The organism is Paenibacillus sp. MB22_1, assembly GCF_047200555.1.
Lineage (GTDB): Bacteria > Bacillota > Bacilli > Paenibacillales > Paenibacillaceae > Fontibacillus > Fontibacillus phoenicis.
The window spans coordinates 60,754-75,815 of sequence record NZ_JBLADV010000002.1 but is presented as its reverse complement, the minus strand read 5'-3'; the positions used below and the strand labels follow the sequence as shown (position 1 = coordinate 75,815).

General features: G+C 52.6%; 11 protein-coding genes and 1 tRNA gene. 11 read left to right on the top strand and 1 reads right to left on the bottom strand.

Going from position 1 to position 15,062, the window contains the following annotated elements; genetic code table 11:
* Window positions 1-516: 516 nt before the first annotated feature.
* Window positions 517-590: transfer RNA gene (locus ACL02P_RS11935), tRNA-Arg, on the bottom strand.
* 262 nt (window positions 591-852) lie between these two features.
* Between ACL02P_RS11935 and ACL02P_RS11930 the strand changes: the two genes are divergently transcribed.
* The 11 genes from ACL02P_RS11930 to hemA all read left to right on the top strand — a co-directional run bounded on the left by ACL02P_RS11930 (window position 853) and on the right by hemA (window position 14,996).
* A complete protein-coding gene (locus tag ACL02P_RS11930; RefSeq protein WP_009225145.1) occupies window positions 853-1,746 on the top strand; it encodes a hypothetical protein in 894 nt (297 codons plus the stop codon).
* Between the two features lie 249 nt (window positions 1,747-1,995).
* Window positions 1,996-3,417, top strand: a complete 1,422-nt coding sequence (tig, locus tag ACL02P_RS11925) for a trigger factor (RefSeq protein WP_009225146.1) — start codon at window positions 1,996-1,998, stop codon at window positions 3,415-3,417.
* Between the two features lie 254 nt (window positions 3,418-3,671).
* On the top strand, window positions 3,672-4,262 hold the full coding sequence (gene clpP, locus ACL02P_RS11920; protein ID WP_009225147.1) for an ATP-dependent Clp endopeptidase proteolytic subunit ClpP: 591 nt from the start codon (window positions 3,672-3,674) through the stop codon (window positions 4,260-4,262).
* A gap of 12 nt (window positions 4,263-4,274) precedes the next feature.
* Window positions 4,275-5,531: an ATP-dependent protease ATP-binding subunit ClpX gene (gene clpX / locus ACL02P_RS11915; RefSeq protein ID WP_009225148.1), complete on the top strand. Its 1,257-nt coding sequence runs from the start codon at window positions 4,275-4,277 to the stop codon at window positions 5,529-5,531.
* Between the two features lie 121 nt (window positions 5,532-5,652).
* Window positions 5,653-6,774, top strand: a complete 1,122-nt coding sequence (ispG, locus tag ACL02P_RS11910) for a flavodoxin-dependent (E)-4-hydroxy-3-methylbut-2-enyl-diphosphate synthase (protein WP_009225149.1) — start codon at window positions 5,653-5,655, stop codon at window positions 6,772-6,774.
* A gap of 172 nt (window positions 6,775-6,946) precedes the next feature.
* Complete coding sequence (gene lonB / locus ACL02P_RS11905; protein ID WP_412837355.1) at window positions 6,947-8,665, top strand: ATP-dependent protease LonB; 1,719 nt, start codon at window positions 6,947-6,949, stop codon at window positions 8,663-8,665.
* 149 nt (window positions 8,666-8,814) lie between these two features.
* On the top strand, window positions 8,815-11,151 hold the full coding sequence (lon, locus tag ACL02P_RS11900; protein WP_009225151.1) for an endopeptidase La: 2,337 nt from the start codon (window positions 8,815-8,817) through the stop codon (window positions 11,149-11,151).
* Between the two features lie 51 nt (window positions 11,152-11,202).
* The gene (gene yihA / locus ACL02P_RS11895) at window positions 11,203-11,847 is read left to right on the top strand and encodes a ribosome biogenesis GTP-binding protein YihA/YsxC (protein WP_009225152.1); all 645 of its coding nucleotides are present in this window, start codon (window positions 11,203-11,205) and stop codon (window positions 11,845-11,847) included.
* Between the two features lie 196 nt (window positions 11,848-12,043).
* On the top strand, window positions 12,044-12,628 hold the full coding sequence (locus ACL02P_RS11890) for a hypothetical protein (RefSeq protein WP_009225153.1): 585 nt from the start codon (window positions 12,044-12,046) through the stop codon (window positions 12,626-12,628).
* Between the two features lie 320 nt (window positions 12,629-12,948).
* Window positions 12,949-13,347, top strand: coding sequence for an adenosylmethionine decarboxylase (gene speD / locus ACL02P_RS11885; RefSeq protein WP_009225154.1), 399 nt, complete (start codon window positions 12,949-12,951; stop codon window positions 13,345-13,347).
* A gap of 203 nt (window positions 13,348-13,550) precedes the next feature.
* Entirely contained in the window at window positions 13,551-14,996 is a 1,446-nt protein-coding gene (hemA, locus tag ACL02P_RS11880) for a glutamyl-tRNA reductase (RefSeq protein WP_412837354.1), read from the top strand.
* Window positions 14,997-15,062: the final 66 nt, after the last annotated feature.

Here is a 15,062-nt window from a genome sequence, read left to right as displayed (position 1 = left end):
GTAAGGGGATTCGGTGCGGGAAATCGGTATAGGAACTGGTATGAGGAACTGTTGTGGGACGGTTATAGCGGCGCGTAGGGTAGCAACTAGGGGGGCGTCGTCGTCCGCAATGGTCGGCCATGGTTCACCTTGTCCGCCGTCGTCTGCCTTGCCCGCCGTCGTCTGCCTTGCCCGCCGTGTGGTCCGCCTTGTCCGCCGTCGTCCGAAATATATGCGAAAAATCGAATAGAATTCAACGGGTAACGGTACTTTTGGGCGATTATATATGAAATTTCATGCTTATTTGGACCATCAGAGGTCGAAAGGCCGAAATCTATATGAAAAATCGAATAGATTTGGCGATATTGGCTGTTTCGGTCTGAATTATATATGAAATTTCGAATAGAATTCGGTTGCTGCTATATCCCAGTCACATCGGCCCTACTCGCATGGGCGGCCTCGCTCCGACGACCCCCACCGGGGTTCTCACCCTCCTGGGAACGCAAAAACACTCTCCGTTTGGAGAGTGTTTCGTCACGTCCCAGGAGGGATTCGAACCCCCGACCGACGGCTTAGAAGGCCGTTGCTCTATCCAGCTGAGCTACTGGGACATCTCAAATATGAAAAACACAAGCAAAATATATTATATCACATGTAAGGTTGTTGGGCAATAACTTATAAAGAAAAATTGACATGCCGCAGATGAAAAGGGCGATCGCCGCGATCTGATCCGCGTTCTAATCCGACGATTTGGCCCAAGAGGTTTTTGCCTTCGCAAGGGACTATGCTATAATCTCAATTAATTGCGATTCGGAGGAGAAAGGAGGTAGCCTTATCAGCAGTTCACGACCCGATGAGAAAGACAACATTGTCTTGTTTCCCAAAACGTTGGACTATTACCAGATCGAACTGACCCGTATGCTGGAGACCGAAAGATATGGGGAGGCCGTAGAGCTCCTGCAATTTCTGCTTCAATGCCAGGGAGAGGATCCAAGGCATTACGAGGAATGGCAGGCTTTACTGGAGTGGCTGACCAGCGCATTTCCCGCGCTGAAAGACGGCATATCGGATTCGGAACCACAGGGCTTCGAGGGAGATGAGGAAACAGAGGAAATGCTCGCTCGTCGGCTCGCGGAGGCCAAGCTAGCCGAAGATGCGGGTTATACGGACAAGCTGTTAGCTGCCGTGAGGGACAAGCCGCTCTCGGAGCAGACGTTCCTTGCCCTGGAACAGCTTGCATACCTGGATCGTCCCGAGATCGATGACGCGCTGATCGGCTGGATCAGCCGGGAGGAGATGCATCCGCTTCTTCAATATCGGGTACTGCAAACGCTGCGCCGCCGCGGAACGACGGGGACGCTGGTGATCATGCGCGGAGGGGAGCGGGTGGAAGTGGAGATTGAGGCAGTCCCGCTCAAGCCTGAGGATTTCCCGCCAGCCGTGCAAATGGTGCTTGATCGCGTAGGCGACCAGACGCAGGTGCATGATCCGACCCTTTACTATTTCGCTCAGGAATTATGGTCACAGTTTGTCATGGTACTATATGGTACGGCGGATTACCGCTCGCTCCTGGTCGAAGAAGATGCGATCATCGATATTTGGGCGGCGGCGCTGCATCAGATGGTGGCAGATAGCTTGTCCGGAAGCCAAACGGATGAGGAGATTCGCGCCATGTACGGAATTACCGATGGACTGCGGCTGCGATATGAGCAAGTCTGCCGAACGATTGGCAAATTCGTTGCGTCGGGACGAATCCACGGCATGTAACCATTGGGTGAGAGTGCAGCAGAAGATCACTCTATCAACCTTGCAAATAGGATTTGCCCAATACCTGACTGTGGTCCGGCTCTTGTAAAAAGATGTATTGTTGTTTATAATATAATGGTTATTCTGATCGTGTTCATAGAGACAGCTATACTGGAACCCAAGAGCAAGACACCTTGAAAATAGCTGTTTTAGTCGCGATTCGGTTTCAGTATTTAAAGTATATGTGAAATTTGGAGGGGAAAGCATAAAATGAAAGCAACTTGGGAAAAAATAGAGAAGAACCTCGGTGTACTCGAGGTTGAGGTGGAGGCGGAACGCGTAGCCGCCGCACTGGATAAAGCTTTCCAAAAGGTTGTTAAGAAAGTAAACGTACCTGGTTTCCGCAAAGGTAAAGTGCCTCGGCCGATTTTCGAAGCACGTTTTGGCGTGGAAAGCTTGTATCAAGATGCAATCGATATCCTGTTGCCTGAAGTGTACACTGAAGCGGTTGATCAAACGGACATTTTCCCGGTAGATCGTCCTGAAGTGGACATCGAGCAATTTGCTAAAGGACAACCTTTCAAGTTCAAAGCAAGAATCACGGTTAAACCAGAAGTGAAGCTTGGCGACTACAAAGGCGTAGAAGTTCCTGCCATTAACGTTGAAGTCAGCGACGAAGAGCTGAACAACGAATTGGAGCGTCTGCAACAACGCCATGCTGAACTTGTTGTCATCGACGATGAGCCGGCTAAGAACGGCGACACCGTTGTTATCGACTTTGACGGTTCCGTAGACGGCGTGCCTTTCGAAGGCGGCAAAGCTGAACGTTATTCCCTGGAGCTTGGAAGCAACACGTTTATCCCTGGCTTCGAGGATCAAGTTGTAGGCTTGGCTACCGGCGACTTCAAGGACGTTACGGTAACTTTCCCGGAAACGTACCATGCAGAAGAGCTGGCTGGCAAAGAAGCTGTGTTCAAAGTCAAAGTTCACGAAATCAAACGCAAACAACTGCCTGAACTGGACGACGAGTTCGCGAAAGACGTTAGCGAATTTGACACGTTGGACGAGTTCAAAGAAGATTTGAAGAAACAGCTTGCGGCTCGCAAAGAGCAAGAAGCAAAAGCAGCCCGCGAAGGGGCAATTGTTGATAAAGTCGGCGAGAACGCTGAAGTCGAAATTCCGGAAGCGATGATCAAAGGCGAAGTTGAGAACATGATTCGCGACTTCGACAACCGTCTTCGCGCACAAGGCATGAACCTGGATATGTTCCTGGGCTTCTCCGGTCAAACGGTGGACGACCTCAGAGGACAAATGCAAGGGGACGCTGAGAAACGCGTTCGCAACAACCTGGTGCTTGAAGCCATCGCTAAAGCCGAGAAGATCGAAGTCACTCAAGACGAAATCAACAAAGAGCTGAACGATATGGCGGAAGCTTACAAACGTACGCCGGAAGAAATCCGCAACATTTTGGCAGCTAACGGTTCTTTGGGCAGCTTGAATGAGGAAATCCTGATCCGCAAGACGATCCAGTTCTTGCTGGAGAACAGCAAGGAAGTTCCGGCTGAGCAAGCGGAGGCAAAGTCCAAAGAAGCTAAACCGGCTGCTAAGAAATCGACGAAGAAGTCGACCAAAGCCGAAGCGAAAGCAGACGCTGACAAAACTGAAGCCGAAGAAGCCCAAGGCGAGGAATAATTCACTCCAGCCAGATCCCGCTTCTTTGTATACATCACGATAAAAGTTAGGGCACGTATGATAAAATGCGTGCCTTAATTTTTCATCTCCAGATGATACATTTATTTCCATCGCGCACGGGACAAGCCTAAGGTTATATAATGTGTAAAAACGAACATAAACTGTACTGGGCGAAAAATGACACGGGGCTTCGAACATGATAGAATGTTTTACGTAAGCGCAAGGGAAATTGAAAAGGAAAAGAGGTTGGTCGCATGAGTCTGGTACCTATGGTCGTAGAACAAACGAATCGAGGAGAACGGTCGTACGACATCTATTCGAGACTCCTTAAAGATCGCATTATTTTTCTCAGCAACGCAATTGATGATGAAGTTGCCAATCTCGTGATTGCCCAACTGTTGTTCTTGGCAGCTGAAGATCCTGAGAAAGATATTCACCTGTACATCAATTCTCCGGGGGGTTCCGTTACCGCGGGGATGGGTATATATGATACGATGCAATATATCAAGCCCGATGTGTCCACCATCTGTGTCGGGATGGCGGCCAGCATGGGATCATTGCTGCTGACAGCAGGGGCCCCTGGCAAACGTTATGCGCTTCCGAACAGCGAAGTGATGATTCACCAACCGCTTGGCGGCGTTCGCGGTCAGGCAACGGATATTAAAATTCATGCCGATTGGATCATCAAGACAAGACAAAAGCTGAATCAGATCTATGTAGAGCGGACGGGTCAACCCCTTGAAAAAATCGAGCGCGATACAGACCGCGACTTCTTCATGAGCGCGGAAGAGGCTAAGGCCTACGGGATTATCGATCAGGTGATCTCCAAGCCCACTAATCTATAAAGGGGTGTTTACATGTTTAAGTTTAACGATGAAAAAGGCCAACTAAAATGCTCGTTCTGCGGCAAATCGCAAGAGCAAGTACGCAAGCTTGTTGCCGGACCCGGCGTTTATATATGCGACGAATGCATTGAGCTGTGCACGGAAATCGTGGAGGAGGAACTTGGCCACGAGGAAGAGCTGGATCTGAAGGAAATTCCGAAGCCAAAGGAAATCCGCGATATTTTGGACCAGTACGTCATTGGTCAGGAGCAAGCGAAGAAATCGCTGTCCGTTGCGGTTTACAACCACTACAAGCGGATTAATACGCAGAACAAGATCGAGGATGTTGAGCTGCAGAAGAGTAACATCCTGCTGCTAGGCCCTACAGGTTCGGGGAAAACACTCCTTGCCCAAACGATGGCCAAAATCCTGAACGTTCCATTCGCGATCGCCGATGCCACTTCCTTGACGGAAGCCGGCTATGTCGGTGAAGACGTGGAAAACATTCTGCTGAAACTGATTCAGGCTGCCGATTATGACGTGGAAAAAGCGGAACGCGGCATCATTTACATCGACGAGATCGATAAAGTGGCGCGTAAATCGGAGAATCCTTCGATTACCCGCGACGTTTCCGGCGAAGGTGTGCAGCAAGCGCTGTTGAAAATTTTGGAAGGTACGGTGGCTTCCGTTCCTCCGCAAGGCGGACGCAAACATCCGCATCAAGAATTTATCCAAATCGATACGACGAACATTTTGTTCATCTGTGGCGGGGCGTTTGACGGCCTGGAGCAAATGATCAAGCGTCGGATCGGTAAGAAGGTTATTGGCTTTAACGCGGCGAATGACGGGCAAAAAGAACTCAAACCGGGCGAATACCTGTCGATGGTATTGCCGGAGGACTTGCTGAAATTCGGATTGATTCCGGAATTCGTTGGCCGTCTGCCGGTCATCTCGACCCTCGAGCCGCTGGATGAGAAGACGCTGGTGCGCATTTTGTCCGAGCCGAAGAACGCTTTGGTGAAGCAATATCAGAAGCTGCTTGAGCTGGACAACGTGAACCTGCAGTTCGAACCGAAGGCGCTAGAAGCGATCGCTCGGGAAGCGATCAAGCGGAATACCGGAGCCCGCGGACTTCGCGCCATCATTGAGGGCATTATGCTTGACGTGATGTACGAAGTGCCTTCCCGCGACGATATTACGGATTGCGTGATCACCGAGAAGGTCGTTCTGGAGAAAACGGTGCCGGAATTGGCTTCCAAGCCAAACAAGAAACAAGAAGAAAGCGCGTAAGCGGGGAACCGCCGGGTGCGCTAAAATAAAGGTCAAGGTTCTCCACCTTTGCGGTTGTCGTGCCCTATATCTGGGCGCGCCCGCGGGGGTGGAGCTTTGATCGTTATGGGAGAGACCAGACATGACATTCTTGAGACAAGATACGCGGCCGGTTAAAGTCGGAAATCTGACGATCGGCGGCAGCAACGAAGTCATCATCCAAAGCATGTGTACGACGAAAACGGCAGATGTCGAGGCAACGGTAGCCGAGATTCTCCGGTTGGAGGAAGCAGGTTGCCAACTGGTACGCGTGACGGTGAATAACGAGGAAGCGGCTGCGGCGATCAAGGAGATCAAGAAACGGATTCATATCCCGCTGGTCGCTGACATTCACTTTAACTACAAGCTGGCGCTGCTGGCGATCGAAAACGGCATCGATAAGGTCCGGATTAATCCGGGGAATATCGGCCGCCGCGAAAAGGTTGAAGCGGTGGTCAAAGCGTGCAAGGAACGCGGCATTCCGATTCGGATCGGCGTGAACGCCGGTTCGCTGGAGAACCACTTATTGGAGAAATACGGCTACCCAACGCCCGAAGCGATGGTCGAAAGCGCCTTGTACCATATCGGGATTTTGGAGGATCTGGACTTCCATGACATTATCGTGTCGCTGAAGGCCTCGGACGTGCCGATGGCCATTGCGGCCTATACCAAAGCGGCAGAGGTCATTCCATACCCGCTGCATTTGGGCATTACGGAAGCTGGAACCTTGTTCTCCGGCACGGTGAAGAGTGCAGCTGGTATCGGCGCCCTCTTGTCGATGGGGATCGGCTCGACGGTCCGGATTTCGCTGAGTGCGGATCCGGTAGAGGAAGTGAAGGTGGCGCGCGAGCTGTTGAAGACGTTTGGGTTGATTACCAATGCAGCGACGCTTGTCTCCTGCCCGACCTGCGGCCGGCTGGATATTGACCTGTTCTCCATCGCCAACGAGGTGGAGGCGTATATCGCCAACCTGAAGGTGCCGATTAAGGTATCCGTGCTCGGTTGTGCCGTCAACGGCCCGGGCGAAGCGCGCGAAGCCGACATCGGGATCGCCGGAGCTCGCGGGGAAGGGTTGCTGTTCCGTTACGGGGAAATGATCCGGAAGGTTCCGGAAGCCGAGCTGCTAAGCGAATTAAAGAAAGAAATTGACCATATCGTGGAGGTGTACGAAGCGACCGGAGAAATTCCGGGACGCAAGGAGCACCGGGCCCGCGTGAAGTCTTGATTGAATATAAATCCGTACCGCAGTCTGCTTGAATGCAGGCTGCGTTTTTTTGTTGCCCGCTTCAACACGAACTATCCCTTAGAATATCCCAACTTGAAAAATCCTTGTTTTACCTTGGAGCGAAAAGGCTATACTACCAAGTATCAGTATAAGAGTGGGAGGCGTAACGCGTATGGATCTAAATGTTATCCTGATGGCGGTCCAAATGTTTTTTGCCGTCGTGATTGGGCTTTATTTCTGGAATCAGCTGCGCAGTCAAAAAGGCAACCGGCTGGCGGTAGACCGGGAATCGCGCAAGGAAATGGAGAAATTGCGCAAGCTAAGGGCCGTCTCGCTCACCAAGCCGCTTGCGGAGCGTACCCGTCCGGCCTCGATGAACGACATCGTTGGGCAAAAGGACGGTTTGCGTGCGCTGAAAGCGGCGCTTTGCAGCGCCAACCCGCAGCATGTGATCATTTACGGTCCGCCGGGCGTAGGAAAAACGGCGGCAGCACGCGTTGTGATGGAGGAAGCGAAGAAAAATCCGGTATCTCCCTTTAAATCCGATGCCAAATTTGTTGAAATTGATGCAACGATCGCCCGCTTCGACGAGCGCGGCATCGCTGACCCGCTGATCGGTTCGGTGCATGATCCGATCTACCAAGGGGCGGGGGCGATGGGGGTTGCCGGCATTCCGCAGCCGAAGCCCGGTGCCGTGACGAAGGCGCATGGCGGGATTTTGTTTATCGATGAGATCGGCGAATTGCATTCGATCCAAATGAATAAACTTTTGAAGGTTTTAGAGGATCGCAAGGTGTTTCTGGAGAGTGCGTATTATAACTCCGAAGACTCCAATACGCCGGCGTATATCCACGATATTTTCCAAAATGGCTTGCCTGCGGATTTCCGCTTGGTTGGCGCGACAACCCGCTCGCCGCAGGAGATCCCGGCCGCTTTACGCTCGCGGTGCATGGAGATTTATTTCCGGCCGCTGCTGCCGGAGGAAATCGCCCAAATTGCAGAGGATGCGGTGAAGCGAATTGGCTTCCAGCCTTGTCCGGAAGCGATTGAAGTGATTAAGAAATATGCGACGAACGGCCGCGAAGCCGTTAATATGGTGCAACTCGCTGCCGGTCTGGCCCTCACCGAGAAGCGCGACCAACTGCTGGCATCGGACTTGGAATGGGTGGCCACGAGCAGTCAACTGGCGCCGCGACCGGATCGCAAAGTACCGGATCAGCCTGCAGTTGGTGTCGTCAATGGCCTGGCCGTGTACGGGGCAAACATGGGCACATTGCTGGAAATTGAAGCTACGGCGGTTCCTGCTGAAAAGGGTAAAGGCACCTACAACATCACCGGTGTCGTAGACGAAGAGGAAATCGGCGGAGGCAGCCGCACGCTGCGCCGCAAGAGCATGGCCAAAGGCTCGGTGGAAAATGTCCTGACTGTCCTGCAGCGGATCGGGCTGAATCCGCCGAACTATCACCTTCATATCAACTTCCCGGGGGGAACCCCGATCGACGGTCCTTCTGCCGGGTTAGCCATCGCGACTGCGATCGCCTCGGCGATCAAGCGGGTGCCAGTGAACAATCAGATCGCCATGACCGGCGAACTGGGGATTCACGGCAAGGTGAAGCCGGTTGGCGGCGTCGTGGCGAAGGTGGAGGCGGCATTCCAGGCTGGCGCCACGACGGTGCTGATTCCGAAGGACAACTGGCAATCGTTGTTTGAAGGCTTGGAAGGCCTGCGGGTAATCCCTGTCGAGACGTTAGGTGAAGTGTTCCGCCACGTCTTTGGTCCCGAGGCCGAGAAGAATCTGGAGTTGCCGATCGGCGGCGACCTGTTTGCTCCGGCAACAGCTCCCGCGCCTTTTCTGCACGCAGAGTCACCTTCGCAAGGCGGAGCGATGTAAGCCGGGCCAGCAGAGGTTACCTATGCGTCATGCTCATACACATTCCGGGGAGCGGCTGCTTGAGGCGGTCGCTCCTCGTTGGTGTTTTTATGTAACATTTGCTAAAATAGCAATGAAATCTACAGAGAACGTTTGGAGGTGCATAAGCGATGGGACCCCATAAATCCAAAGGCCGGCGATTTCCGCTGCTGCCGCTGCGCGGTCTGCTCGTCTATCCAAGCATGGTACTGCACTTGGACGTGGGACGAGAGAAGTCGGTGAAAGCGCTGGAAAAAGCTATGGTCGAAGATAATCTGATTCTCCTCTGTTCTCAATCGGAAGTGAACATAGAAGAACCAACCCAAGAAGATATCTTTCGCATCGGCACCGTCGCAAAGGTGCGCCAGATGTTGAAGCTTCCCAACGGCACCATTCGTGTGCTGGTGGAAGGCATGGAACGCGCTGAAATTATCGAATATTTGGATAATGACGAATATTATGAGGTTATCGCCGAAGAGCGTCCGGAGGAAGAAACGGTGGATCCGGAAGTGGACGCACTAATGCGTACGGTGTTAACCCAATTCGAACATTATATCAACTTATCTAAGAAGGTCACGCCGGAGACGCTGGCAGCCGTATCAGACATTGAAGAAGCCGGTCGTTTGGCGGACGTAATCACCAGCCATTTGTCCTTGAAAATCAAGGATAAACAAGAAATCCTCGAAACAATCGATGTCCGCAAGCGGCTGGAGAAGCTGCTCGACATCTTAAATAACGAGCGCGAAGTGCTGGAGCTGGAGCGCAAAATCAACCAACGCGTCAAGAAGCAGATGGAGAAAACGCAGAAGGAATACTATTTGCGCGAGCAGATGAAGGCGATCCAGAAGGAGCTCGGCGAGAAGGAAGGGCGGGCCGGCGAAGCCGAAGAGCTGCGGGCCCAGCTCGAAGAGAAAGGGCTGCCGGAGAACGTCCGGGAGAAGGTCGAGAAGGAAATCGACCGCCTGGAGAAAATGCCGGCCAGCTCGGCGGAAGGCGGCGTCATCCGCAACTACGTGGATTGGCTGCTTAGCCTGCCGTGGAACAACAAGACCGAAGACGACCTCGACTTGGCCAAAGCGGAGCAAGTGCTGAACGAAGACCATTACGGCCTCGATAAGCCGAAGGAACGGGTTCTGGAATACTTGGCTGTGCAGAAGCTGGTCAAGAAGCTGAAAGGCCCGATCCTGTGCCTGGTCGGCCCGCCAGGGGTCGGGAAAACGTCGCTGGCCCGCTCCATCGCCCGTTCGCTAGGGCGTCAGTTCGTCCGCATTTCGCTGGGCGGCGTGCGGGACGAAGCAGAGATTCGGGGACACCGCCGCACCTATGTCGGCGCAATGCCGGGACGAATTATCCAAGGCATGAAAACGGCAGGAACGCTGAATCCGGTATTCTTGCTGGACGAGATCGACAAGATGGCTTCGGACTTCCGCGGCGATCCTTCCGCGGCGCTGCTTGAGGTGTTGGATCCGGAGCAAAACAACACTTTTTCCGATCATTTTATCGAGGTTCCGTTTGATCTATCCAACGTGATGTTCATTACGACTGCCAATGCGGTACATAACATTCCGCGGCCGTTGCTTGACCGGATGGAGACGTTGTTTATTCCGGGCTACACGGAGCTGGAGAAGCTGCAGATTGCCAACCGTTACTTGCTGCCTAAGCAAAAACGCGAGCATGGACTGGAGCCGGAGCAGCTAGAGGTTGGCGAAGATGTGCTGCTGCAAGTGGTCCGCGAATATACCCGCGAATCCGGCGTGCGGAATCTGGAGCAGCAAGTGGCTGCCTTATGCCGTAAAGCGGCGAAGCAGATCGTGTCCGAGAATAAGGAGAAAATTATCATCACAACGGACAATGTCAAGGATTTCCTTGGCCCAGCGAAATTCCGCTATGGGGTGGCCGAGCTGGAAGATCAGATCGGCACGGTAACGGGACTAGCCTGGACGGAGGTCGGAGGGGAGACGTTGGTCATCGAGGTGACCGTCGTACCGGGATCCGGGAAGCTGACGCTTACCGGTAAGCTGGGCGACGTGATGAAGGAATCGGCGCAAGCTGCCTTCAGCTACACCCGCTCCAAGGCGGCGGAGCTGGGGATTCCGCTCGATTTTCACGAGAAGAACGATATTCATATCCATATTCCCGAAGGGGCGATTCCGAAGGACGGTCCGTCGGCGGGCATTACGATCGCTACTGCGCTGATCTCGGCGTTGACGAACCGACACGTCTCCAAGGACGTCGCCATGACTGGCGAAATTACGCTGCGCGGACGCGTGCTGCCGATCGGCGGCTTGAAGGAGAAATCGCTTGCCGCGCATCGGGCGGGCTACCGTAAAGTCCTGATGCCGAAGGACAATGAGCGCGATCTGCGCGACATTCCGGACAGCGTTAAGGAGGACCTGGAGTTCGTACCGGTGTCACATATGGACCAGGTGCTCGAGCATGCGCTCGTAGAGCGTCCAGGGATGCACTAGCATGTAAGCGTGGCGCAAAGGTGCGTCATCGCTCAAGAGAGGAAATGAACGATGAAGGTAACCAAGGCTGAATTTATCATCAGCGCTGTTGGCCCCAATCAATATCCTGAGGACGCCTTGCCGGAGATCGCTCTGGCAGGGCGTTCCAATGTGGGCAAATCGTCGCTGATCAATCGGATGATTAACCGCAAAAACTTAGCGCGCACCAGCTCAACCCCCGGAAAAACGCAGCATCTGAACTATTACCGGGTGAATGACCGGCTCTACTTTGTGGACGTGCCAGGCTATGGGTATGCCAAAGTATCCAAGTCGCAGCGCGAGGTCTGGGGCAAAATGATCGAGAAGTACCTGCAGGAGCGGGAGACGCTGAAGCTGGTGCTGCAGATCATCGATCTGCGCCATCCGCCGACCAAGGACGACGAGCTGATGTACGACTGGCTGAAGGCGTACGAGCTTCCGGTGTGCGTCGTTGCCACCAAAGCCGACAAGGTGCCGAAATCGCGCTGGCAGAAGCACCTGAAAATTATCAAGGAAGCGCTGGTACTGCGGGCCGGGGATCCGTTGATTCTGTTCTCGGCGGAAGAGGGGATTGGCAAAGATGAGCTGTGGGCGCAAATCAAGCGGTATGCGGGGCTGGCGGAAGAAACCGAGGCTAAAAGCCCGGAAGCCTCCGATACAGAAAATGGGAAGAGCTAAGAATTCGGTAAATACGAAAGGGATTTGGAGCAGTTTCCGCAGGAAAGTGAGCATGCAGCGAAATTGTTCAGGTTAAAAACGGCTTAATGCCGTTTTTTCTGGAAAATGGCAAGAATTCACGTTTTGGCCGCTGAGCGTACGGTTGGAATCGTAGTGTATAATTATAATAAAGCGATTAAGAATTGAGGAGATTTGTATGGCTCAGCGGTTAGCCACAGAGTATGTCAATGCCAGTATGCGTTTAACGGAAGTTCAGATGTCGCAGTTTATTCACAAAGTCTACGATCCCCATGTGCGCCAGCGGGTCAAAGTGTTGGACAACGGCGGGCAAGAGGTCGTACTGGAGGATGACGGCGGTGAGGAAGTGCATCTTCCATTTGAACGTGTTGACGGTTATTATGTCTGCGAAATGTCTTTCCGCTTGGAAAAACCCCATTTAACGAACGTGATGAGACTGTTGTTCGCCGCCTTTAAAGGCTCCGGCATGGTCACCCGAATTTATAACGGATTCATGATGATGTATTATTATCAGGAAGGCCGGGTTCGCAAAATCGTCGAGTATTCTCGGGAATCCTACAAGCTTGTGTTCGAATACAAGGATGCGGCGGCGGAGCTGCAGCAAATTTACCGGAATAACGATATTGAGCTGGAAATCGCCCGGATCCGCAAAAACATTAATTCGCTGCTTGACCAGCGGTTTGTCGCGGATGAAGCGGATGTGGAACGCATCGACAATGAGCTGCGTCAATGCTCGCGAAGACTGTTTGTCCTAGAGGCATAAACTAAAATAGCCCAGTCCCCTAAACGGGTGTCACCAGAGAGAGGGCGACAACATAATGTACTAAATGATAACTACCCTATTACAGGGTAGTTTTTTTATTCATGAACCGCGAACGGATGCAGGGATTTTGCCGAAAAAATAGGTTGCATTTGTCCGCAAGAGATGTTATTTTTAATCTCGTTGAAAAGAATATAGGAACCAGGATTCACTCAGGACATGGAGATGTTGCGAGAGATGTTTCCCTCGAGAAGTGAATGACGTAGGTCCTAGCGGATGAAATTTTTTCAAACATTTTATTCCTAGGAAGGGGGAGCCGGAAGATGGAATATTCAACTTTCGGAAGACACGTTGCGGTTGATGCTTGGGGAATCGACTATGAGGTGCTGAACAACGCCGGGTTGTTGGAAGCCCACTTGGTGGAAGCGGCGGAAGCTTGCGGAGCGACCATTTTGTCGATTCAATCCAGACAGTTTGAACCGCAAGGAGCCACCGTGCTTGTGATGTTGTCGGAAAGCCACCTCTCGATTCACACGTATCCTGAGAGAGGGTTTGCTGCTATTGATTGCTACACCTGCGGGGAATTTGTAGATCCGCAGCTGGCGATCGATTACCTGGTGTCCGTCTTGAATCCGGAGAAAACGTATGCGAAGAAGCTGATTCGGGGCTTAGGCGAGCTGGAAGTAGCCGAAGCGGATTCGAATCGCGCTGAATTTGTTTAAGCGAGGATAGATTTTCTAAAAAATTGGTAAAAAGCTTAACCATGGGTCATCCATGGTTATTTGTTTTGAATGAATGAAATTCATAAATAATTCATAAAAAACTCATAGAAATCCCAGGGGAGCCGAAGGCTACTGTGATATAATTAACATAGTTTGTTTGCGATACATGCTATTGACACTTCTTCAAGGCAGGTGAACTTGCAATGCACATCGTCGTAGTTGGGTTAAACTATCGCACGGCGCCTGTGGAAGTCAGGGAACGCTTTTCTTTAACAGATACGGACATGCCGCAAGCGCTGCAGGAGCTCTTACGTACCAAGAGTGTATTGGAAGGCGTAATTATTGCCACCTGCAATCGTACAGAAATCTATGCCGTAGTTGATCAACTGCACATGTGCGGGTCCTTCGTTCGCAGCTTTATGGAACGCTGGTTTGGGGTTCCTCGCGAAGAATTTACCCGCCATTTATATATATATGAAGACGAACAAGCGATTCGTCATCTGTTCCGCGTTGCGTGCGGTCTGGATTCGATGGTGCTGGGGGAAACCCAAATTCTCGGCCAGGTCAAAAATGCGTTCTTGCTCTCGCAAAGCGAGAAATGCACCGGAACATGGTTTAATATGTTGTTTAAACAAGCGGTCACGCTGGGCAAACGAGCCCATTCCGAAACCGCCATCGGGGAGAGCGCCGTTTCGATCAGCTATGCTGCCGTGGAGCTGGGCAAGCGGATTTTTGGCAGCTTTGAAGGCAAACGCGTGCTGATCCTTGGTGCCGGCAAGATGAGCGAGTTGACGGCCAAGCACTTGAGCGGTGCCGGTGCGGAAGAAGTGCTGGTAGCCAACCGGACATTTGCCCGGGCCCAGGAGCTTGCCGCGAAATTTCACGGTGTGCCATGCACCATGCAGGAAGCGATGGAACGGCTGGAAGAGGTGGATATTCTGATCAGCTCGACCGGTGCGGAAGGGTATGTAATCACTTCGGCACAGGTCGCCCGCAGCATGAAGGGGCGGATGGATCGCCCGTTGTTTATGATCGATATCGCGGTGCCGCGGGACATCGAGCCGGCCATCGGCGAGCTGGATCAGGTATTCCTGTATGACATCGATGATCTCGAAGGCATCGTAGAGAGCAACATGGAGATGCGCCGCGCAGAAGCGGTTAAGATCGAAGCCATGATCGAGGACGAAATCGCCGCCTTCGGAACATGGCTGCAGACGCTGGGCGTGAAGCCGGTCATTCGCGCGCTGCAGGAGAAGGCTTCCGATATTCACGAGAATACGTTGGACAGTCTCTTTAATAAGCTGCCGGAGCTGGATGAACGGCAACGCAAAGTGATTCGTCGCCTCACCAAGAGCATTTTAAATCAAGTGCTGCATGATCCGATTAACCGGATCAAGGAGATGGCTGGCGAAAGTCAAGGCACGAAAGCGCTGGAGATGTTTACGCAGATTTTTGCGCTGGAGGATCGTCTGGAAGCACAAAGCGATGCACCTTCCGCATCCGGCAAGGAGATCTCCGCCTCACGGGAAGCGCAAGAAATGTTAGCGTCCCGGGCGTCCGAAGGGTTGCCGGAGCTCGAAGATGGGCTCCCAAACCAGGTCTCCTTCGAGCCTGAGCCTTCGTTGTCGCTGGCGAAGGTGTCTGTATAATCTGGATAACTGGATATTCTACACCGCGAGAACGCCCTGAGCCCTCTGCCGGATGCACCCGAATCG

Bases quoted from the DNA above. Each gene is read 5' to 3' on its own strand.
- tig (WP_009225146.1), top strand. From the start codon at position 1,996: ATGAAAGCAACTTGGGAAAAAATAGAGAAGAACCTCGGTGTACTCGAG.
- clpP (WP_009225147.1), top strand. From the start codon at position 3,672: ATGAGTCTGGTACCTATGGTCGTAGAACAAACGAATCGAGGAGAACGG.
- clpX (WP_009225148.1), top strand. From the start codon at position 4,275: ATGTTTAAGTTTAACGATGAAAAAGGCCAACTAAAATGCTCGTTCTGC.
- ispG (WP_009225149.1), top strand. From the start codon at position 5,653: ATGACATTCTTGAGACAAGATACGCGGCCGGTTAAAGTCGGAAATCTG.
- lonB (WP_412837355.1), top strand. From the start codon at position 6,947: ATGGATCTAAATGTTATCCTGATGGCGGTCCAAATGTTTTTTGCCGTC.
- lon (WP_009225151.1), top strand. From the start codon at position 8,815: ATGGGACCCCATAAATCCAAAGGCCGGCGATTTCCGCTGCTGCCGCTG.
- yihA (WP_009225152.1), top strand. From the start codon at position 11,203: ATGAAGGTAACCAAGGCTGAATTTATCATCAGCGCTGTTGGCCCCAAT.
- ACL02P_RS11890 (WP_009225153.1), top strand. From the start codon at position 12,044: ATGGCTCAGCGGTTAGCCACAGAGTATGTCAATGCCAGTATGCGTTTA.
- speD (WP_009225154.1), top strand. From the start codon at position 12,949: ATGGAATATTCAACTTTCGGAAGACACGTTGCGGTTGATGCTTGGGGA.
- hemA (WP_412837354.1), top strand. From the start codon at position 13,551: ATGCACATCGTCGTAGTTGGGTTAAACTATCGCACGGCGCCTGTGGAA.